General features: G+C 73.0%; 18 protein-coding genes and 1 pseudogene. 10 read left to right on the top strand and 9 right to left on the bottom strand.

All coding sequences use genetic code 11. The features are described from left to right. Positions 1–56: 56 nt before the first annotated feature. The gene (locus tag ABZ945_RS00060) at positions 57–2,255 is read left to right on the top strand and encodes an RICIN domain-containing protein (protein WP_361261359.1); all 2,199 of its coding nucleotides are present in this window, start codon (positions 57–59) and stop codon (positions 2,253–2,255) included. 507 nt (positions 2,256–2,762) lie between these two features. On the opposite strand, the gene ABZ945_RS00065 is transcribed toward ABZ945_RS00060, so the two are convergent. Further along, entirely contained in the window at positions 2,763–3,080 is a 318-nt protein-coding gene (locus ABZ945_RS00065) for a hypothetical protein (RefSeq protein WP_361261362.1), read from the bottom strand. Further along, positions 3,077–3,280 carry a hypothetical protein gene (locus tag ABZ945_RS00070; RefSeq protein WP_361261365.1) on the bottom strand — a complete coding sequence of 68 codons (204 nt, stop codon included), beginning with the start codon at positions 3,278–3,280 and terminating at the stop codon, positions 3,077–3,079. The genes ABZ945_RS00065 and ABZ945_RS00070 overlap by 4 nt, the downstream gene beginning before the upstream one ends. A gap of 84 nt (positions 3,281–3,364) precedes the next feature. On the opposite strand from ABZ945_RS00070, the pseudogene ABZ945_RS00075 reads away from it, so the two are divergent. Further along, positions 3,365–4,544, top strand: a pseudogene (locus tag ABZ945_RS00075) (hypothetical protein); the annotation flags it as partial. On the opposite strand, the gene ABZ945_RS00080 reads toward ABZ945_RS00075, so the two are convergent. After that, complete coding sequence (locus ABZ945_RS00080; RefSeq protein ID WP_361261368.1) at positions 4,522–5,055, bottom strand: NUDIX hydrolase; 534 nt, start codon at positions 5,053–5,055, stop codon at positions 4,522–4,524. The pseudogene ABZ945_RS00075 and the gene ABZ945_RS00080 overlap by 23 nt on opposite strands. Before the next feature lie 187 nt (positions 5,056–5,242). Between ABZ945_RS00080 and ABZ945_RS00085 the strand changes: the two genes are divergently transcribed. Both ABZ945_RS00085 and ABZ945_RS00090 read left to right on the top strand, forming a co-directional pair. Beyond that, entirely contained in the window at positions 5,243–5,608 is a 366-nt protein-coding gene (locus ABZ945_RS00085) for a hypothetical protein (protein WP_361261371.1), read from the top strand. Between the two features lie 592 nt (positions 5,609–6,200). Next, positions 6,201–6,902, top strand: a complete 702-nt coding sequence (locus ABZ945_RS00090) for a 3'-5' exonuclease (RefSeq protein ID WP_361261374.1) — start codon at positions 6,201–6,203, stop codon at positions 6,900–6,902. Here the strand turns inward: ABZ945_RS00090 and ABZ945_RS00095 are convergent. From ABZ945_RS00095 to ABZ945_RS00105, 3 genes are read right to left on the bottom strand one after another with little or no spacing between them, the layout of a single operon-like run. Beyond that, a complete protein-coding gene (locus ABZ945_RS00095; protein ID WP_361261377.1) occupies positions 6,899–7,468 on the bottom strand; it encodes a TetR/AcrR family transcriptional regulator in 570 nt (189 codons plus the stop codon). The genes ABZ945_RS00090 and ABZ945_RS00095 overlap by 4 nt on opposite strands. Positions 7,469–7,496: 28 nt before the next feature. Further along, positions 7,497–8,855, bottom strand: coding sequence for an amidase (locus ABZ945_RS00100; RefSeq protein ID WP_361261380.1), 1,359 nt, complete (start codon positions 8,853–8,855; stop codon positions 7,497–7,499). Beyond that, positions 8,842–9,078, bottom strand: coding sequence for a hypothetical protein (locus ABZ945_RS00105; protein ID WP_361261383.1), 237 nt, complete (start codon positions 9,076–9,078; stop codon positions 8,842–8,844). Before ABZ945_RS00105 ends, ABZ945_RS00100 begins: the two co-directional genes overlap by 14 nt. Positions 9,079–9,178: 100 nt before the next feature. Between ABZ945_RS00105 and ABZ945_RS00110 the strand changes: the two genes are divergently transcribed. The 3 genes from ABZ945_RS00110 to ABZ945_RS00120 all read left to right on the top strand — a co-directional run bounded on the left by ABZ945_RS00110 (position 9,179) and on the right by ABZ945_RS00120 (position 12,870). Next, positions 9,179–10,387, top strand: a complete 1,209-nt coding sequence (locus ABZ945_RS00110; protein WP_361261386.1) for an MFS transporter — start codon at positions 9,179–9,181, stop codon at positions 10,385–10,387. Positions 10,388–10,466: 79 nt separating this feature from the next. Then, positions 10,467–11,342 (top strand): MBL fold metallo-hydrolase, encoded by an 876-nt coding sequence (locus tag ABZ945_RS00115; RefSeq protein WP_361261389.1) that lies wholly within the window; start codon positions 10,467–10,469, stop codon positions 11,340–11,342. Between the two features lie 193 nt (positions 11,343–11,535). Continuing rightward, the gene (locus ABZ945_RS00120) at positions 11,536–12,870 is read left to right on the top strand and encodes a M64 family metallopeptidase (protein ID WP_361261392.1); all 1,335 of its coding nucleotides are present in this window, start codon (positions 11,536–11,538) and stop codon (positions 12,868–12,870) included. Between the two features lie 193 nt (positions 12,871–13,063). Here ABZ945_RS00120 and ABZ945_RS00125 read toward each other — a convergent pair whose 3' ends face one another. Then, positions 13,064–14,452: a tetratricopeptide repeat protein gene (locus ABZ945_RS00125; RefSeq protein WP_361261395.1), complete on the bottom strand. Its 1,389-nt coding sequence runs from the start codon at positions 14,450–14,452 to the stop codon at positions 13,064–13,066. Positions 14,453–14,631: 179 nt separating this feature from the next. Between ABZ945_RS00125 and ABZ945_RS00130 the strand changes: the two genes are divergently transcribed. Beyond that, positions 14,632–16,746 (top strand): restriction endonuclease, encoded by a 2,115-nt coding sequence (locus ABZ945_RS00130; RefSeq protein WP_361261399.1) that lies wholly within the window; start codon positions 14,632–14,634, stop codon positions 16,744–16,746. Between the two features lie 40 nt (positions 16,747–16,786). Here the strand turns inward: ABZ945_RS00130 and ABZ945_RS00135 are convergent, their stop codons facing one another. Then, positions 16,787–18,175: an FAD-dependent oxidoreductase gene (locus tag ABZ945_RS00135; protein ID WP_361261402.1), complete on the bottom strand. Its 1,389-nt coding sequence runs from the start codon at positions 18,173–18,175 to the stop codon at positions 16,787–16,789. 98 nt (positions 18,176–18,273) lie between these two features. On the opposite strand from ABZ945_RS00135, the gene ABZ945_RS00140 reads away from it, so the two are divergent. Then, positions 18,274–18,861: an aminoglycoside phosphotransferase family protein gene (locus tag ABZ945_RS00140; RefSeq protein WP_361261405.1), complete on the top strand. Its 588-nt coding sequence runs from the start codon at positions 18,274–18,276 to the stop codon at positions 18,859–18,861. Positions 18,862–19,107: 246 nt separating this feature from the next. After that, positions 19,108–19,587 (top strand): GNAT family N-acetyltransferase, encoded by a 480-nt coding sequence (locus ABZ945_RS00145; RefSeq protein WP_361261408.1) that lies wholly within the window; start codon positions 19,108–19,110, stop codon positions 19,585–19,587. A 148-nt stretch (positions 19,588–19,735) separates the two neighbouring features. Here the strand turns inward: ABZ945_RS00145 and ABZ945_RS00150 are convergent, their stop codons facing one another. Then, positions 19,736–20,704 (bottom strand): hypothetical protein, encoded by a 969-nt coding sequence (locus ABZ945_RS00150; protein WP_361261411.1) that lies wholly within the window; start codon positions 20,702–20,704, stop codon positions 19,736–19,738. Positions 20,705–20,736 lie beyond the last annotated feature (32 nt).

Below are 20,736 nucleotides of genomic sequence, written 5' to 3' on the forward strand. Positions count from 1 at the left end.
ACCCGCGCCGCCGTACCCGTCGACTGCTGTCGGCTGCCGGGGCAGCCCTGGCCGGTGTGCTGGTCGGCACCGGCGCCCTGGCCGCCACCCCGCCGACGGTTTCCGCCGCCACCGCCGCCCCCTCGGTGCAGGTCTACTTCAGCTCCGAGTCCCGTGCGTCGGGGTTCGGGCCCAAGGACGGCAACTGGTTCACCAACCCCGCCGCGGGCCTGGCCGGCACCCCCTACCAGCTGTCCAGGCAACCCGACCTGCTGCCCGGCCCCGCCGGCGGTAACGCCACCATCACCGCGGACACCGCGACCCGCTACCAGTCCGTCCTGGGCGTCGGCTCCTCCCTGGAGGAGTCGACCATCTACAACCTGTCGCGGATGAGTCCCGCCGTGCGGACCGCGGCCCTCCGCAAGCTCGTCGATCCGGTCAGCGGCGCCGGCTTCAACGTCGCCCGCGTCGCGCTGGGCTCCAGCGACTTCACCGCCCGGCAGTTCTACACCTACGACGACGGGCCGGCCGACCCGAGCCTGTCCCGGTTCTCCATCCAGAAGGACATCGACTACCACATCATCTCCGTCCTGAAGGAAGCCAAGGCGATCAACCCGAACCTGCTGCTGTTCGGCAGCGTCTGGAGCCCGCCGGCCTGGATGAAGACCAGCAACAGCCTGATCGGCGGGTCCCTGCCCGACAGCAACATCCCGGTGCTGGCCACCTACCTGCGCAAGGCCGTGACCGCCTACGCCGGCCAGGGCCTGCCGCTGACCGCGGTCACGATGCAGAACGAGCCCCTGTTCACGCCATCGGACTACCCCGGCATGTACCTCAGTGCCGACCAGGAACGCCGTGTGGCCATCGCCCTGCGCCGTGAACTCAACGCCAACGGTGCCGGCGCCACCAAGATCTGGGCGTTCGACCACAACTTCTCCGACGGCGTCAACTACGCCGCCGGCGTCCTCGGCAACCCCGGCTCACCCAGCGACGCCTTCAACGCCGTCGACGGCGTCGCCTTCCACGACTACGGCGGCGACCCGCCCTCCATGGCACAGGTCAAGGCCAACTACCCCGGCAAGGACGTCGCCATGACCGAACGCGCGGTGTGGGGCACCTCCGGCGCCGACCGCATCGTCCAGTACTTCCGCAACCAGTCGATCATGTACCAGGACTGGGTCACCATGCTCGACCAGAACCGCGGACCCGAGCAGTGGTCCGGATCCCCCGACCCCAGCATGCTCATCCAGTCCGCGAGCAACCCGGACACCTACTGGACGACGCCCGAGTACTACATCTTCGCCCAGTTCTCCAAGTTCGTCGCCCGCGGAGCCCAGCGCATCGCCACCAACTACGGCAGCACCGGAACGGTCACGGACGTCGCCTTCCTCAACCCCGACGGCACCCTCGTCACCGTCGTCGTCAACCAGACCGGCTCCGACCAGCCCTTCACCCTGCGCGCCGGGACCCAGCAGATCACCAGCACCCTCCCGGCCAAGACCGTCGGCACCTACGTGTGGCCTGCTCCCGGCACCGGCGGCGAGGACACGACCGCACCGAGCGTGCCGGGCGACCTGTCGGTCTCGGGCAGTTCGTCGTCGTCGGTATCGCTCTCGTGGTCGGCGTCGACCGACGACACCGGGGTGTCCGGCTACGGCATCTTCCGCGACGGCACCCAGGTCGGCACCACCGGCGACACCTCGTTCACCGACACCGGCCTGAGCGCGTCGACGACGTATTCGTACACCGTCAAGGCGTTCGACGCGGCCGGCAACCTCTCCGCGGCCTCCGCACCGGTCAGCGTGACCACGCAGTCCGGTGGTGGCGGCGGAGGCATCGACAGCAGTAAGTGGTACTCGGTGATCAACGCCCACAGCCGCAAGTGCGTCGACGCCGCAGGTGGCGGCACCGGCAACGGCACCGCGGTGCAGCAGTGGACCTGTGCGGCGGGCAACAGCAACCAGCAGTGGCAGTTCCAGCCCACCGACAGTGGCTTCTACAAGGTCGTCAGCCGCAACGCCACCACCCAGGCATGGGACGTCACCGGAGGAGCCTCGGCCACCGGAAACGGAGCCAAGATCCAGCTGTGGGCCTACGGAGGCGGCACGAACGAGCAGTTCAAACCCGTCCAGCACCCCGATGGCACCTGGTCCTTCCACCCCCGCAACAACATCGGCCAGTGCCTGGACGTCACCGACGTCTCCACCAACGACGGCGCCCGCCTCCAGCAGTGGACCTGCACCGGCGGCCCCGCCCAAGCCTTCACCCTCAACTGAGGACCCTCTCCGGGCCGGGGCGGCGGGGGTGACGAACACCGGCCCGCAGGTGCGGCCGCGCAGCAGGCCGACGACGACAGGGGCGTTACACCCCGGCCCCCACCCACCCACACGTCCGCCCGGCCGGGGTGCTGACCGGTCCCGTGCCCATCGCGGTACCGGCACGGGACCTCCTCCTCCCTCGCCGCGTGCGCCCCGGCCCCCGACGCAGACCTTGCCCGTACGCACCGGAGTCGTCGAAGAGGAAGGAGGACAGCCCGCCGGCTTCCCTCGCGGCCGAGGTTGCCGCTCGGAGCCATTCGCGAGGTGGACCGCCGCCTCATCCAAGAGGCTTGCCGCCCACTCGGCCGCGGGCGGCAAGCCTGGCGCCCTTCGGTACGGGCCCCCCGGGGCCGGGTCCGACGCCGTCAGTGCTCGGGGCGCTTCGGACCCTGCGGCGCGCCCGTCAGCCCGGCTCCGATGGCCCGGTGCCCAGGGGACACTCCCTGGGCACCGGCCCTTCGCCGCTCATACCACCGAGGGCACCGTGGCGGCCCCGCTCTCCCACGTATGCGGCCCGCCGTGCCCCGCGAACAGACCGCACCCTTCCTTGCCCGGCCCCGACCCGACCGCCGGACAGTCCGCCAACACCGCCAGGCTTGACTGCTCGCCCCGCCACCGGAGCCAGAGCGCCGTCCCATACTCCTGCTCATCGTCCAGCAGCCCGAAGTGCTCGCCGTCGCCATGCGCCCCCAGCTGGCACTGGACACTGCGGTCCATGTCCCGCTCCGCCGCCTCCCGCATCAGGTCGAGCGGCACCCGTCGCGTCTGCGCGCACCTCGTCACGGCAGCCTCCGCACGGAGACGGGGGAGTGGAGCCGTCGCCGCTCGACGCACCGCGCGCACCCGCAGGGCGGGAAGACGGTGGGGCTGACAGGGACCGGGGTGTCCTCGTCCACTCGTACTTCGGTGGGCGCGCCCCAGGTGCGTCCGGAGTCGCGCGAGATCCGCAGCGTCATGCGTACGCCGCCCGATTCGTTGCTCATGGACGGAAGCGTCGCGATCCCCAGGGACGGTGAAGAAGGCCCAGTCGGTTACCCAACCTGGGTAACATCATGGACGGTTGGTGCTGTGACCTCACCCCGAGCCGCGTCGGGGAAGTGATGGCCGGGCGTCGTCAGCTCCTCCATATGGACGTGGTCGAGCGGATCGCGGACGGCCTGCGCATCCCCGGGCACATGCTCGGGCTGGCACGGCGCGCTTGGGAGGCCCCGCCGACTCCGAGCGGGTCCCTCGGCGAGCAACACCGGCCCCGCTCGTCCAGTGCTGCGTTTCCGAGCGTCGGGCTGGACGACGTCCTCACCCTGGTAGCGGAGCGACCTCACCGCTTCCACTCTGACCGCCCTGCACTCAGCCATCGCGGACTACTGGCGCCGCGACGACGAACACGGCGGCGAGACCTTACGCCCGGCCCTCGTAGGTCATCTGCGGTACGTCATGGCCCTCCTGCGCCAACAACCCTCCCCGGCCATCCGCAATGGCCTGCACGGTGTGGCGGCCGAGTTGGCCCGGCTCACCGGTTGGACCTACTTCGACGCCCGCCATCATCGCCAGGCGCGGGGCTACTTCACCGAAGCCCTCGGACTGGCGAAGGCCATCGATGACAGCCTGTTCGTCGCCAATGTGCTCGCGTGCATGAGCCTTCAGGCCACCTACCAGGACAAGCCTGCCGACGCACTGGCACTCGTCCGCGCGGCACAGGACCAAGCGGAGATGACCTCGATGGCGACTCCGCGCCTCACAGCCATGCTCGCCATGCGCGAGGCCTTCGCCCATGCGAGTCTCGGCAACCGCAGTGCCGCTCACTCGGCGATCTCAGCGGCCCACGCCTCCTTCGAGCGGATCACCGTCCACGACCCCGATCCGGCCTGGGTGGCGTACTTCGACGAGCCGAAGCTGATCGCGGACACCGGCATCGTGCACGGCCAGCTCGGTGAGGTGGTCCTGGCCGAGCCGCTGATCGCGGACGCCCTGCGCCGCGAGTCACCGGCACACCACCGTAGCCGGGCCTTCCACACCTTCTGGCTGGCCCGCGTACAGCTCCGACGCGGAAGCCTCGACCAGGCATGTCATACGGCGACCGCAGCCCTCGTACCAGCCGGAGCGGTGGCCTCACCACGCCTGACGGGCCATCTGCTGGAGCTGTACGAGGAGCTGCGGCCCTTCCACAGCGAGCCTGCCGCCACCGACTTCGGCGCCGGACTGCGGCGGATACTGCCGCACCGGTTCAGCGGATCGCCTCGTCCATGAGCACGTAGAGCAGGCCGACGAGCGAGCCACTGCTGACGACCTCCCGCCGGTCGATCATCCCGCGCACCTCCGACAGCGGGACCCACTCGATCCGGTCGGACTCGTTCTTCTCGGTCGGCGGTCCGACGTACGTCGCGCCATCGGCGCGGAAGACATGGTGCTGGGAGTCGGTGATGCCGTTGGCCGGCTCGGCGTAGATGAGCGGCTTCATCGGGCCGGGTCGCCAGCCGGTCTCCTCCAGCACCTCGCGGGCGGCGGCCTCCCCGGGCGTCTCGCCCACCTCGACCAGACCCATGGGCAGCTCCCATGCCCAGGCATCCGTGATGAAGCGGTGCCGCCACATCATCAGCACCTCGTGACGGTCGTTGACGACGGCGGCCACGGCCAGGTGCCGCAGCTTGAGCACATGGTGCTCCCACCGGCGCCCGTCCGGCTGCTCGACCTCCGTCAGCCAGACGTTCACCCAGGGGTTCTCGTAGATCGGTCGTTCCCCGTGGATCTTCCACCGCATCGCCACAGCCCCTCTCGATCGTTCTCAGGATCGCAGAACGACCGCCGACGATGGACCCGTTGGAGCCATTTACGTCAGAAAGACGAAATCGGTCCGAGCAACCTCATAGACTCCGAGCGCTGCCGCGCGGTTCGGGCAGCCAAGCCGAAGCCGTCGCGCCGAGTGCGCCGTGACGAGAGGGATGGCCATGTCGCAGACCGAGGGTGCACGACTGTTCCGCGAGACCTGGATCGCCGGAGTCCACCGCCACTTCCCCGGCACCCCCAAGCCCGGCTACGTCACCCCCTGGGACGACACCCCGCAGTGGGAGCGCGAGGCCGCGGGCGCGGTCTACGAGCAGGTCCGCCAGTTCGTCGCCGTGAGCGGCGGCACCACGGCCCGACTCACCCGCGAGCAGAAGGGCCGCTTCGTCGCCACCTGCTGGATCGCCCAGATGTACAAGCACTTCGGCGACCCGAAGCCGGGGTATGTGGCCGACTGGGCGGAACTGCCGGGGTGGCAGCGGGAGACGGACGCGGACATCTTCGAGGCGATCGAGAAGGCGGCCGTCTGAAGAGACGGTGAGCGTCCACGTGCGAGGCGTGCGGCTCGTCGTCCGGGCCTGCGCCCCTGCTCTGCGCTCTGCAGCTGGCTGCCGTCCGCACGCCTGGCAGCTTGGGTTGTTGGATGGCGACCTGCTCTGTGGCTGGGGCGGGCGGCTCCACGGCGCTGGTGATCTGCGGCGAATAGCCTGGGCGGCCTCATTGCCGGAGAGCCGGACCGCTCAGTGGTCCGGCGAGGGTCGAGGTGACGTGGTGAGCAACCCGGTACGGACGAACTCCTATGTGGGCCCCTGTGCCCGGTGCGGCCTGGAGGTGGCGGCCGGGGGCGGGGTGCTGCTTCGGAGTGCTTGGGGGAGGTGGGTGGTCTACCACCCGGAGCACGCACCGAGTACCGATCCGGACGGCACCACGTCGGACGTCTCCGCGCTGCGTGCCAATGAATGGGACGGGGAGTGCGGGGTGTGTGGGGAGGGCGTGGCGGCCGGGGGCGGGGTGGTTGTCCGTACGCCCGTGGGCGGGTGGGAGGTGTACCACCGTGGGCATGTCCGTGAGCCTGCGCCGCCGCCTCGCGGAGGTCACGCGGGGTGGCATCGGCGCCGACTCATGGCGCTGGACATCGCGACCACCGGCAACCGCTACGGGGTCGACCAGGTTCTCGGTGCGGCGGTGCAGGGTAGTGACGGGATGCGTCGGTCCTGGCTCATTGATCCCGGGCCCGGGCCGATGTCGGTCGCGCCGGGGAAGGGGCACGGGATCTCGGTGGAGCGGGCGCGTGCGGACGGGCGGCCCGCGGGGGAGGCCATGGAGGAGTTGGCGGCCGTGCTCCTCGGGCACCTGGCGACCAAGGAGCCGCTGGTGGTCTGGCACGCTCCGTTCGTGCTCACCATGGTGGAGACCGAGCTGCTCCGGCATGGGCTGACGCCGTTGTCCGATCGTCTGGCCGGTGGGCTGTCGCCGGTCTGCGATCCGCTGGTGCTGGACCGTCATGCGGAGCCCGTCCGGTCCGGGGGGCGTGCCTTGGAGAGGGTCGCCGAGTGGTACGGCATTCCGCACGAACGACCTGGTGATCCCTCCTGCGACGCCGCGACCGCGCTGGTGCTCGCGCGGGTGATCGGGGCCTGCCATCCGGCCGTCGGCCGTTTGTCCCGCCCCGCGCTCCACCGTGAGCAGGTGCGTTGGCACGAGCGGTATGTGCGGGAGGTCGCGGCGCGTCGGCCGGACTGGGAGGGGGATGGCCGGTGGCCGGTGGAGGTGGTTCGGGTGCTGGAGTGGGAGGAGCACCCGGGGCAGGAGTCGAGGGGCTAGGAGCCGAGCAGGTCCGCCACCAGGGCGTGGGCGTAGGTGGGGGTGAGGGGGGTGGGGGTGGGGCGGAAGAGGATGCGGTAGATGAGGGGGGCCACGAGGTGGTCGAGGACGTGTTCGGTGGTGGGGACGGGCTCGGGTGTCTCGCGGGTGGTGGCGCGGGTGAGGATGGCGGTGATCTGGTCGGCGGCGTAGGTGGAGCAGCGGCCGGCGTTGGTGCCGTCGGGGTCGCCGAGGAGGGCGTCGCGGAGGTAGGCGCGGCCGGCGGGGGAGGACATCTCGTCGAGGAACTGCTCGGCCCAGGTGGTGAGGTCGGCGGAGAGGGAGCCGAGGTCGTCGGGGTCGGTGTCGGGGCGGAGGTGTTCCACGGCGACGTCGGAGAGGAGTTCCTGGAGGTCGCCCCAGCGGCGGTAGACGGTGGAGGGGGTGACGCCTGCGCGCTTGGCGATCAGGGGGACGGTGAGGGCGTCGCGGCCGACCTCGTCCTGGAGCTCGCGGACGGCGGTGTGGACGGCGGCCTGGACACGGGCGCTGCGGCCGCCGGGCCGGGCCATGGGTCGGGGGCTCATGGGGTCAGGATACGAGGGGTGGGGGCTGTTAAAGCGAAGGGTTTGCTTCTGGGGAGCTGCGCTCGAAGGCCTGGGCGGTGTGGAGGAGGAGGGAATCGGCGTGGGGGCGGGCGATGAGCTGCATGCCGATGGGGAGGCCGGCCTGGTCGTGGCCGACCGGGAGGGTGAGGGCGGGGAAGCCGGTGATGTTGGCGGGGGCGGAGAGACGGACGTAGGCGTCGGACACGGTCTCGGTGGTGCCGTCGGGCCAGGTGGTGGAGTGCTGGGACGTGAGGGCGGCGGTGAGGGGGGTGGCGGGGGCGGCGATGAGGTCGACGTGGTCGAAGAGGGCCGCCCAGGAGTCGCGGATGAGGGTGCGGGCGCGCTGGGCGCGGAGGTAGTCGGCCGCGGAGAGGAGCGCACCGGCTTCCAGGAGGACGCGGACGTCGGCGCCGTAGAGGTCGGGCACGGTGCGCAGGGTCTGCTCGTGGTAGGCGGTGGCCTCGGGGACCATCAGGCCCCAGTGGGTGGCCTGGAGGTAGCGGGTGAGGGGGAGGTCGATCTCGGTGAGGGTGGCGCCCAGGGAGGAGAGGTGGGCGATGGCTTGGCGGACTGTCGTTTCGACTTCGGGGGTGATGTGGTCGAAGTAATGGTTGCGGGGGATTCCGATGCGGAGGGGGGAGGGGAGGAGGGGGGACGGGGAGGGGGATTTCTCGGGGGGCTGTTGGGAGGTGAGGGCGGTGAGGACCAGGGCGGCGTCGGCGGCGGTGCGGGTGAGGGGGCCGATGTGGTCCAGGGACCAGGAGAGGGGGACGACGCCGTCTCGGGGGACCAGGTCGTAGGTGGGCTTCAGGCCGACGACTCCGTTGAGGGCCGCGGGGACGCGGATGGAGCCGCCGGTGTCGGTGCCGAGGGCGAAGGTGGCGGCGTTCGCGGCCACCGCGACGGCTGAACCGCCGCTGGAGCCGCCGGCGATGCGGCCCGGGTCGTGGGCGTTGCGGGTCTGGGGGGTGGTCAGGCCGTAGGCGAACTCATGGGTGTGGGTCTTGCCGACGAGGATCGCGCCGGCGGCGGTGAGGCGGGCGGTCACGGTGCTGTCGGTGGCGGCCAAGTGGCCGGCGCGGACCTGGGAACTGGCGGTGGTGGGGAGGCCGGCCACGTCTATCAGGTCCTTCAGGGCCATGGGGATGCCGTGGAGGGGGCCGCGGAGGTGGCCGGCCATGAGCTCGCGTTCGAGGTGGCGGGCCGTGTGGCGGGCCTGTTCGGCGGTGACGGTGGCGTAGGCGTTGAGGTGGGGCTCGGTCTCGGCGATGCGGGCGAGGACGGAGTCCACCAACTCGACGGGGGAGAGGCGGCGTTGCCGGATCGCCTCAGCGGCGGCGGTGAGGGTGAGGTCAGAGGGTCGCATCGGGGGCCTCCTCGGCGGTCGCCGGTGTCGTGGGGTAGGTGGCGGCGGGTGGGGTGTCGGCGAAGTCCAGTTCGCGGAGGACGGAGACGACGGAGTGGATGTGGGCGGCGGCCGCCGCCACGTCGGTGTGGCGGTGGGGAGGGAGGGGGAGGCCGGCGCGTGCTGCCCAGTGGGCTGATTCCTCGGGGGTGAGGGGCTGTTGGGGGATGGGGGAGAAAGGCATGGGGGCTCCTTGAGGGCGTAAAGCTAAGGGATTGCGTTAGTGGAGGGTAGGGGCTACGGTGCATTAAGGCAAACGAGTTGCGTTTAGGGAGGCGTGGGGCATGGTGGCGTGGGGGCGGGTGCGTACGGGGTGGAAGGTGCCGGCGGGGGCGGTGCTGGTCGCGTTGATGGCGGCGTCCAGTGGGCCGACCCCGCTGTGGGGGTACTACCGGCGGGAGTTCGGGCTGTCGGGGCTCGATGTCACCGTGGTGTTCGGGGTGTACGCGCTGGCGTTGCTGGGGGCGCTGCTGGCGGTCGGGCGGTGGTCCGGGCGGTGGGGGCGGCGGGGGATTCTGGTGGGGGCGCTGGTGGTCGCGGCCGGTGCGATGGGGCTGTTGGCGATGGCGGACGGGTTGGGGTGGCTGGTGGTCGGGCGGGTGGTGCAGGGCCTGGCCACGGGGGTGGGGGTGAGCACCGCGGGGGCGGTGCTGGTGGCTCGCCGGGGGAGGGAGGGGAAGCGGAGGGCGGCGCTGGTGAACGCCTTGGCGCCGGTGCTGGGGATGGGGGGCGGGGTGCTGCTCGCCGTACTGCTGGTGCGGTTCGGGCCCGCGCCGGAGGTGGTGGTGTACGCGGTGCCGGGGGTGGTGTTCGCGGTGCTGGCGGTCGTGGTGTGGGGGGCCGGGGAGGTCATCCCGGTTGGGGAGCAGGGTGAGCGGGTGACGGCCGCGGGGACCGGGCGGGGTGTGCTGGTGCGGGCGGGCGGGGCGGTGGCGGCGGTGTGGGCGCTGGGTGGGTTCTACCCGTCGCTCGGACCCGCCCTCGTACGGGTGGTGGCGCCCGGGCTGCCCGAAGTGCTGGGCGGGATGGCGTTCTTCGCGCTGACGGCGGCCGCCGCGGTGACGGTGTGGGTGGTGCGGAGGATGCGCCCGGAGGTGGCGGCGATGATCGGAGCGGTGGGGGTGCTGCCGTCGGTGGCGTTGACGCTGGCCGCGTTGTACGGGGGCGGGGCGGCCGCGCTGTTCGGGGGTGCCGTACTGGCCGGGGTGGCCTTCGGGGCCGCCTCGCAGGGGGTGCTGCGGATGGTGACGGGGCTGGCAGTACGGGAGCGGGCGGCCGGCCTCGCCGCGTACCAGGTGCTGGCGTACGGGGCGATGAGCGTGCCGGTCATCGCGGCGGGGGCCGCAAGTGAGGTCTGGGGGCTGGGGAGGACGGCGCAGGTGTATGCGGGGGTGGCGGCCCTGCTGGCGTTGGGGGCGGTGGCGGGGTTGCGGGCGAGCGGGAGGAAGGGAGGGGGTGGGTCGGATGGGGCGGTGAACCTTGCGCGGGCATGAACGATCAGACGTGGTGAAGCGAGGAGAGGGAGTGGCGGAGATGGGTGACCAGGCGGTAAGCGGGAGTGGGGCAGCTTGGATGGTGGGGGATGTGGTGGTCCACCGGGTGGATGAGCTGTTGTTGGCGGAGGGGACGGGGGCCTGGTTGCTGCCGGGGGCCACGCCGGAGGTGGTGGGGCGGGAGGAGTGGTTGCGGCCGGACTTCGCGGAGGAGGACGGGGTGTTGCGGCTGGCCAGCCATAGCTTCGCGTTCGAGGTGGGCGGGGTGAAGGTGGTGGTGGACACCGGGATCGGGAACGGGAAGGAGCGGGCCAATCCGGCGTGGCACGGGCTGCGGACGGATTACCTGGAGCGGTTGTCGGCGGTGGGGTTCGCGCCGGAGTCGGTTGATGTGGTGGTGCTGACTCATCTGCATGCTGATCATGTGGGGTGGAACACCCGGAGCGAGGGCGGGGAGTGGGTGCCTACGTTTCCGAACGCGCGGTATGTGGTGTCGCGGGTGGAGCGGGATTTCTGGGCCGGGTACGCGATGGACGAGGCGCGGCGGCAGATGTTCCGGGACTCGGTGGAGCCGGTGGAGCGGGCGGGGTTGCTGGACGCGGTGGAGGTGGGGGCGGAGGGGCGTGAGCTGGTGCCGGGGGTGCGGTTGGTGCCGACGCCCGGACATACGCCGGGGCATGTGGCGGTGCGGGTCGACGGTGGTGGAGAGGGTGGGGACGGCGCGGGGGCGGTGATCACGGGGGACTGTGTGCACCATCCGGTGCAGCTCGCCCGGCCGGGGATCGGGTCGTGTGTGGATGTCGATCCGGAGGCGGCGGAGCAGACGCGGCGGGCGCTGCTCGGGGAGCTGGCCGGGACCGGGACGCTGCTGCTGGGGACCCATTTCGCGCCGCCCACGGGTGGGCTGGTGGTACGGGAGGGGGAGGGCTACCGGCTGGTGGCGGGTGAGAGGTAGGGGCGTCCAACTCCTTGCGGTGGGGGACGGGTTGCCCTAGGTTGAGCGCCCAGTTAAGCGACTGTGTCAATCGACTTAAGTCGGTAGTTGAGTCGCGGGCCGCCACTCCATCCCCGCGCCGCCGGATCCCCCCGGCGCACCGCTCCCCCGGTGCGCCGGCCGGCGGCTCCCCCACGCCAAGGAGTCCGTTTCCATGAGCAGATTTCCAGATCGGGGCGCCCTGGTGGCGCCCGCCCGTCCGATGTCCCGCAGCCGGAGGCTGGTGACGGCCGCGGTGGCCGGGGCGCTGACCGTCGGCGCGCTGGGCCTCGCGGCCTCGCGGGTGGAGGCGGTGCCCGCCGGGGCGGAGAGCCCGGCGGCGGCGGTACGGACGGAGCATCGGGAGGTGTTCTCGCCGGACGGGTCCATACGGACGGTCGAGATACCCGTGCAGCGCGAAGTGACCCCGGACGCACGGTCGCTGAAGGCCGCGGCGGCGGCCACCGTGGAGCCGGTGGAGGTGAACGGGCCGAGCAGCAGCAAGGTGGACCTGGTCTTCGTCGGCGACGGCTACACCTCGGCGCAGATCGCCACCTACCGCGGGCATGTGAAGTCCAAGGTGAACGAGCTGTTCGCGGTCGAGCCGTTCAAGAGCTACCGCTCGATGTTCAACGTCTGGCAGGTCAACGTGGTCTCCCGGGAGTCCGGCGTGGACGACGACCCGACCCAGGGCGTCCGCCGGGACACCGCGCTGGACATGAACTACTACTGCGGCGGCATGGCCCGGCTGCTGTGCGTCAACGAGGCCAAGGCCGCGCAGTACGCGGCGGCCGCGCCGCAGGTCGACCAGGTCGTCGCCCTCGCCAACAGCACCACCTACGGCGGCGCGGGCGGCACGGCGGCCACCGCGGCCGGCGGCAACGCCCAGGCCGGGCAGATCATGGTCCATGAACTGGGTCACTCGCTGGGCGGGTTGGCCGACGAGTACGACAGCCCGGGCCGCTACCAGGGTGGCGAGCCGTCCGAGCCCAACGTCTCGATCTACCCGCAGGCCAGCATGAAGCAGTACAAGCTGAAGTGGTACCGCTGGCTCGGCCAGTCCACCCCGGACGGCGGGACGATCGGCACCTTCGAGGGTGCCAAGTACGCCACCCAGGGCATCTACCGGCCCAGCCAGAACTCGATCATGAGGACGCTGGGCAGGGAGTTCAACGCCCCGGGGCGGGAGACCATGATCGCGGCGTTCTACCGGAAGGCGGGGGTCGCGCAGAAGGCGGCCACCACCAAGGGCTCGTCCGGTGGGCAGCGGCTGGGCGTGGTGGCGCAGCGGCCCGAGGGTGCGGCGCTGACGGTGAAGTGGGCGATCGACGGCAAGTCGTACGCCCATAAGGGCGCCTGGCTGGACACCTCGCGCCTGCCCAAGGGGCTGCTGAAGGGGAAGGGCACCCACAAGGTCACGGCGACGGTCGTCGACCGGACCCCGTGGGTGCGCGACCCGGCGCTGAAGGCCGACCTCACCCGCACCCTCACCTGGACCGTGCGCCGGTAGGGGACGGGGGAGGGAGTAGGGGGCGGGCCGCCGGCTGAGGAGGGTCGGCGGCCCGCCCCCCCCGTATGTCTGCGGCCGGCCCCCTGTATGTCTGCGGCCCGCCCGCGTACGTCGGTGGCCCGCCCCCGTATGTCTGCGGCCGTCCCCCGTGTGCCTGCGGCCCGTTCGCGTACGCGCGGGGCAGGTGGGTGGCTCAGACCGGGGGTTCCTCCGGGGCGGGGCCCAGGGTGGTGGTGCCGGTGGCGGCGTAGCGGGTGAGGCCGCTGCGGTAGACGGTGATCGCCTCCTCCGTACGGCCGGTGCGGTGCAGCAGGTCGCCCAGCAGCCGGCAGAGGTCGGCCATGTCGCCGGCGGCCCCGGCCGGGCGCAGCAGGTCCAGGGCGTGCCGGTAGGACCGTTCGGCGCCGGTGTCGTCGCCCCGGTCCTCGGCCAGCAGCCCCAGCAGCCGGTGTGCGCCGCCCGCGTGGACGGCTCCGTGCTCGGGGCCGAGCCGCTCCAGCAGCCCGGTGAGCAGTTCGGCGGCCTCCTCGGCCCGGCCCCGGCGGCGCAGTACATCGCCCAGCTCCACGCCCACCTGGGCAGCGAACAGCTCGGCGCGGCGCTCGACCAGGATGGTGTGCGCGGTACGCAACTCGGTCTCCGCGCGGTCCAGTTCGCCGACCTGGGCGTGGACGTAGCCGCGCATCCAGTGGCAGTGGGCCAGCTCGGTGCGGATCTGGAGCCGGCGGTACATCTCCTGGGCCCGGACCAGATGGTCGGCGGCCTCCTCGGTGCGGCCCTCGGCGATCAGGGTGCGGGCCACCCCCCGGTGCATCCGGGCCACCAGCGCCGGGTCCTCGATCCGGGGTTCGAGGGAGAGGGCGAGGTTCGCGGCCTGGGCGGCGCGGGTGTGCGCGCCCATGTCCATATACGGGGCGATCACCGCCGTGTAGAGCAGGACCAGCGCCTCGGGGTCGGGCAGGCCCGAGGCGTTCAGCCGGTCGATGGCCGTCTCCAGCAGATAGCAGGCGTACCGCAGGTCACCCGCCAGGAGGTGTGCGGTGGCCCGGCCGCGCAGGGCCGGCACCCGGTGGTGCAGCGGCGCCTCGGCGAGGACCTCCTCGCAGGAGCGGAAGAGCTCGATGGCGCGCTGGAGGTCGCCGGTCTCCAGGGCGCAGTCGCCGAGCCCCAGCAGGGCCGCCGCCTCCTCGCCGGGCAGGTCCAGCCGTACGGCGTCGGCGCGGACCGCCTCGAAGAGCGCCCGGGCCTGGTGGGCGTCCCCGGTGGCCAGTTCGCGGCGGGCGTCGGTGGCGCGCAGCCGCACCTCGCCGACCAGCCGGGCGGAGCGCCCGGTGGCCAGTTCGTCCAGGCCGACACCGAGCTTGGTGGCGATGTGCCGCAGGGCCGCCTCGGAGGGGCGTACCTTTCCCGCCTCCAGGGTGGAGATGTAGCCGGCCGTGTAGTTGGGCTCGGCCACCTGCCGCTGGGTGAGGCCGCGCTCCCGCCGCAACCGCCGTACCCGCTCGCCCAACTCGGCGTCGGGGGAGGGGGAGGGGGCATGCCCGGGGGCGGGGTCGGGGTCGGGGGCCGCTCGGTCGGTCATGGGGTCATGATCGCTCAGGGGCGACCTGATGGCAGCCCGTCGGACCGGTCGCTTCTGCACAGGAAGACGGGGAGTTTCGGCCGGAAGTCTCCCTCGGGGGCGGATCGTCCGGGACACTTGATACTTCAACGGGCGGATGTGCGCGGGGAGTACGGCGGGAGCAGGGGAGGGGTGCGTCGATGGGGCGTCGTGCCAGTGGGCTGATCGCGACCTGGGCGGAGGCGCAGCGGCAGACGCAGCGCCAGCGGGAGGCCGAGCAGCGGGAGACCGCGCGGCTGTACCGGGAGGCCGAGCGGCGGCAGCGGGCGTACGAGCGGGACGTGAACCGGATGCAGCGGGAGCAGCGGGACGCGTACCGCAGGCAGCGGGAGGCGGAAGCACTGCGGGCGACCGGGGAGTTGGAGGACCGGGTACGGGAGCTGGAGGGCCTGCTGACCGCCGGCTGCGCCGGAACGGCGTTCGGGGTGGCGGCGCTGCGGCGGCCGGAGGCGGTCGAGCCGTTCGCGCCCGGGGCGCTGGCCCGGCCGGTGCCGGAGCCGGACCTCGGGGCGTATCTGGCGGGCGCGGGACGCTGGCCGCACCAGCAGACCGAGGCGCGGGCGCGCTTCGAGCGGGACTGGGCGGCGGCCAGTGCGGCCGAGGAGCAGCGGCGCCGCCAACTGGCCTCGTACCGTGCCCAGTACGACAGCTGGGCGACCGGTCGGCTGGCGGAGATACGGGAGCACAATGCGTCCATCGCGGAGATGGACCGGGCCCTGCGGGCGGGGGAGCCGGACACCGTGGTCGAGTACTTCTCGGCGGCGCTGTACGCCTCGGAGTGCTGGCCGGAGGGGTTCCCGCGCCGGCTGGCGGCGGCGTACGACCGGGGCGCCCGGCAGCTGGTGGTGGAGTGGGAGCTGCCCGGCTTCGAGGTGGTGCCCGAGCACCGGATGGTGCGCTATCTGATCAACGCGGACCAGCACAGGGAGGTGCCCCGCCCGGTCACCCAGCGGCGGGCGCTGTACCGGGACGTGCTGGCGCAGAGCGTGCTGCTGGCGCTGCGGGAACTGTTCGCGGCCGACGAGGCGGGGGTGCTCGACTCGGTGGTGCTCAACGGCTTCACCGAGGGGCCCGATCCGGCGACCGGGCGCCCGGCGCGGGTGGTGCTGGCGACGGCGGCGGTGGAGCGGGCCGCCTTCGCCGGGATACGGATGGAGCTGGTCAGCGCGGTGGAGTGCCTGACCGGCGCGCTGGGCGGGCGGCTGTCGGCCAAGCCGGACGCGCGGACCCCGGTGCGGGCGGTGCGCACCCCGGACCAGGTCGGCACCGGGGTCGTCTCGCACGGCGGCGGCGAGGAACCGGACCTGCTGGCGATGGACCCGGTGGAGTTCGAGCACCTGGTGGCCGAGCTGTTCCGGGCGCGGGGCCTCCAGGCGGTGACCACCCGGCGGTCCAACGACGGCGGGGTGGACGTGGAGGCGCTCGACCCCGACCCGCTGAGCGGCGGCTCGATCCTGGTGCAGGTCAAGCGGTACCGGAACACCGTGCCGCCGAGCGCGGTACGGGACCTGTACGGCACCGTGCAGGGGGCGGGCGCCAACAAGGGCGTGCTGGTGACGACCTCGGGCTTCGGCCCCGGCTCGTACGCCTTCGCCGAGGGCAAGCCGCTCACCCTGCTCTCGGGCGCGGAGCTGGTGGACCTGCTGCACCGGCACGGGCTGCGGGGGCGGTTGGGGACTGACACTCCGGAGCCGGTCCGGCCGCCGGAGGCCTCCGGGGACGGGGATGAGGATAGGGACAGGGACAGGGACGGGGACTTCACTGTGCTGGGGATGGCGTGGACCGGGGCGGTGGCGGTGGATGTGTGCGCGCTGGTCTGCGCCGGCTCGCGGGTGCTGAGCGAGGAGCACTTCGTCTTCTACAACAACCCGGCCACCCCGGAGGGGGCGGTGCGGATGCTGCCCCGGCGGGCGGATCGGGGGAGTGCGGGGGGTGGTGACCGGGCGGCGGTACGGGTGGAGTTCGACGCGCTGCCGGCCGGCGCCGACCGGCTGGTGCTGGCGGCCGCCGTGGACCTGGAGGCGGACCCGGGCGCCGACCTGGGCGGGTTCGCCGAGGCGGCGATCCTGCTGCGGGGCGCGGGCGGGGAGGAACTGGAACGGCTGGCGGTGTCGGACGGCCGCCCCGGCGAGACGGCCCTGGTGCTCGGGTCGTTCCGCCGCCGGGGCGGGGACTGGTCCTTCGTCCTGGGCGGGCGCGGCTACCGGGGCGGACTGGCGGAGCTGGTGGGGGACTTCGGGATCGAGGTGGCGTGAGCCCCCGTGTGCCCGTTGATGGACTCCGACATGGTGCGGCTCATCGGCCGGAGATGCGGTCGGCGAGGGTGGCGATGCGGTCGGTGGCCGTGGAGCGGGCGGCGGACTCGCGGCGGTCGGCGGCCCGGTAGGCGGCGTACAGGGTGTGCACGCCGAGCCAGCGCAGCGGCTCCGGCTCCCAGGTGCGCACCTGGTGGTCGACCCAGGGCAGGGTGGTCAGCTCGGTGGGGCCGGCCTGGCCGGAGTCCTGCTGGATGAGGTCGCGCAGGGTACGGGCGGCGAGGTTGGCGGTGGCGACGCCGGAGCCGACATAGCCGCCCGCCCAGCCCAGCCCGGTCGAGCGGTCCAGGGTGACCGTGGCGCACCAGTCGCGGGGCACGCCGAGGACGCCTGACCACGCGTGTTCGATACCGGCGCCCGCCAGGCGGGGGAAGAGGCGGATCAGGATCTCGCGCAGGGCGAGCACGGTCGCCGGCTGCGTACGGCCGTCGTTGTCGGTGCGCGAGCCGTAGCGGTACGGCACGCCCCGGCCGCCGATCGCGATCCGGTCGTCGGCGGTGCGCTGCGCGTACATATAGGCGTGCGCCATGTCCCCGAGGGTCTCCCGGCCGTCCCAGCCGATCGCGTCCCAGAGGGCGGGGGACAGCGGCTCGGTGACGATCATGGAGGAGTTCATCGGGAGCCAGGTCCGCTTGAGCCCCTTGAGGGTGGGGGTGAACCCCTCGGTGCAGCGCAGCACGTACGGGGCGCGGACCGTGCCGTAAGGGGTGACGGCGTGCTTGGGCTTGATCTCGGTGACCGGGGTCGACTCGTGGATGGTGACACCGAGGGCCTCCACGGCGGCCGACAGCCCCTGCACCAGCTTCACCGGATGGATACGCGCCCCGTGCGGCGTCCAGCTCGACCCGACGGCGCCCGCCACCCGGATCCGCTCGGCGGTCTCCCGGGCCCCGAACAGCAGCCGGTCGGTCTCGCCGAAGGCCAGCTCCACGGAGTGGAAGTCGCGCAGCCGGGCGAGCTGGGCCGGGGTGTACGCCACTTCGAGGACGCCGCCCTGGTGGATGTCGGCGTCGATGCCCTCCTCGGCGGCGACCGTGATCACCTCGCCGACGGTGTCGTTCATCGCCCGCTGGAGCCGCTGCGCCGCCTCGTGCCCGTGCGCCCTGGCGTACCGGTCGCGGCCGGCGATGCCGTTGTAGAGCCAGCCGCCGTTGCGGCCGGAGGCCCCGTACCCGCAGAACGCCGCCTCCAGGACGGTGATGTTGAGGAACGGGACGGCCTTCTTCAGGTAGTACGCGGTCCACAGCCCGGTGTACCCGCCGCCGACGATGCAGACGTCGGCCGTGGCGTCGCCGGGCAGCGGCTCCCGGGGCACGGGCGCGCCCTGCTGCGCGTACCAGAACGATATGCCGCCGTTGACGGTGTTCATATGAGGGCCTCGCGATCCTCGGAAAGCGTGACGTGGGATGTGCGTGAGGCGGGACGTTACTTCATGGTGGCCTGAGCGGGAGACGGAGGTGGGGTCCGGTGGTCGAGATCCCCGAGGGGCTGGTCAGGGCGCAGCTGCGGTGGGGCGGGGAGCGTGGGCGGGCCTTCCTCGCCGCGCTGCCGGGGCAGGCCGAGCGGTTTCTGACCGGGTGGGGGCTGCGGCGTACCGGGCCCGCGATGCACGGGGTCGGGTCGCTGGTGCTGCCGGTGGAGGTGGCGGCGGACGGCACTCCGGCCGCGCTGAAGCTCCCGTCGCCGGACGAGGAGAGCGCGGGCGAGGCGGACGCGCTGCGGGCCTGGCGGGGCGAGGGCGCGGTACGGCTGCTCCGCGACGACCCGGAGACCGGCACCCTGCTGCTGGAGCGGCTGGACGAGCACCGGCCCCTGTCGGCGGTCCCGGACAGCCGGGCGGCGGTGCGGGTGCTGGCAGGGGTGGCGGCGCGGCTGTCGTCGGTGAAGGCGCCGGACGGGCTGCGGCGGCTGGACGCCATCGCCCGGCGGATGCTGGACCGGGCGCCCGCCGTTCTGACCGCGCTGGGGCGGCCGGAGGACCGGCGGCTGGTACGGGGATGCGCGGCGGCGCTGGCCGAGGTGGCCGGCGAGCCCGGGGACCGGCTGCTCCACTGACCCTGGCCCGGGCGCTCCAGGACGCGCTCTGGCGAGTGGAGGTGGAGGAGGGCGGGGAGGCGTTGCTGGAGGGGGAGGTGGTGGAGGTGGGGCGGATGTTGCTGGGACGGTAGGGACGCGTGTGCGGGACTGGGACGGTAAGGATGCGTGTCCAGGGCTGGGACGGTAGGGACACCTGTCGGAACGGCCGTCCAATGGGTGGAAGTCGGTGGCGGTGGGGCGGGGAGGTTCGGCAGGCTGCGGGCCATGATTCGTACCGCCATACCCGAAGACGTGCCCGTCATCCTCGCCCTGGTCCATGAACTGGCCGCCTATGAGCGGGCCTCGCACGAGGTGCTGGCCACCGAGGAGCAGCTGCGCGAGGCGCTGTTCGGGGAGCACCCGGCCGCCTTCGCCCATATCGCGCAGGACGGGGACGGGGAGCCGGTCGGCTTCGCCCTGTGGTTCCGCAACTTCTCCACCTGGCGCGGGACGCACGGGATCTATCTGGAGGACCTGTACGTACGGCCGGAGGCCCGGCGCGGTGGGCACGGCCGGGCGCTGCTGAGGGAGCTGGCCCGGATCTGCGTGGAGCGCGGCTACGGGCGGCTGGAGTGGTCCGTACTGGACTGGAACGCCCCGGCCATCGAGTTCTACCGCTCGATCGGCGCCGAGCCGATGTCGGAGTGGACGGTGAACCGGGTGTCGGACGAGGCGCTGGTGAAGCTGGCGGCGGTGGACGGGTAGCCGGCACCTTTCGGCGGGGGCCGACCGGGGGCCGACCGGGAGCCGTCTTCTCGCCGCCGGGTGCGCCCCCCTCCGGCCGGGGGCGGGCGGTCAGTCCTCGGACGCCTCGCGGGGGATGGTCAGTCCTCGGCCGGTTTGCCGGAGGCGGTCAGTCTTCGGCCGGTTCGCAGGGGACGGTCGGGCCGTCGAGCATGCCGCCGGTGGGGCTCTGGCCCCTTGGCGTCCAGTGCCCGAGCTTGGCCACCAGCGTGGAGCAGGTGTCCCGCACGGTCGCCCGCACGGTGACGGTGGCGGGGCGCCCCGGCTGGATGTCGGTGAGGGTGCAGTCCAGGGCGTGCCGGGTGCGTGTGGTGGACGGGTAGCGCCCGGGCAGCGGGTTGACGCAGCGGGCGTCGGCGGAAATGACCTCCATCCCGCTGCCCGCCTCGCCGATCAGGCCCAGCCGGGCGCTGCCGTCACCGTGCTCGCCGGTGGCGGTCACGGTGTACGTGAGGTGGGTCGCCGTCCCCGGGGCGAGGGCGGCGGCCCGTCCGTCCGGGCCGGCGACCTCGGTGCGGTAGGCCGGCTGCGGCTTCGGCTCGGTCAGGGTGAAGACGGCCCCGACCCGGCCGCGCAGGGTCTCGGCGGGGGTCTCGGCGGAGGCGTCGGCCTCGGTATCTGCCAGAGGGTGCGCAGCGGCGTCTGCCGGAGGGGCCGCGGTGATCCGTACGTCGGCCGCCACCCGGTAGGTGCCGGGGCCCGGGTAGTCGGTGCGGCCGGCGAGGGTACCGGTGGCGGGGGCTTCGTCGGCCGGGACCGGGGTGACGGCCGGGCCGCCGCCGGGTTCGCGGTGCATGGCCCAGCCGCCGGCGGTACGGCACACCCGCGCACGGGCACCGGCCGCAGTGGCCCGGCAGTCGGCGGCGGCCGTGACGGTCATGCTGCCGCCGCCGGCGGTGACGCACAGGGTGACCTGCGCGTACTGTCCGAGCCGCCCCCGTACCGTCCCGGCGGCCGCGCACTGGGTGACGGGGCCCTCGGCCAGCGTCCCGGGGGAGGGGGGCGTGGGGACGAAGCCGGAGGCGGTCGCCGAGGGAGTGGCGGTGGCGGGGGACGGTCCGACGGGCCAGAGCAGCAACGTTCCTGCGAGCCCGGCGACGGCCGCGTACC

Source organism: Streptomyces sp. NPDC046887 (genome assembly GCF_040644755.1).
Lineage (GTDB): Bacteria > Actinomycetota > Actinomycetes > Streptomycetales > Streptomycetaceae > Streptomyces > Streptomyces lichenis.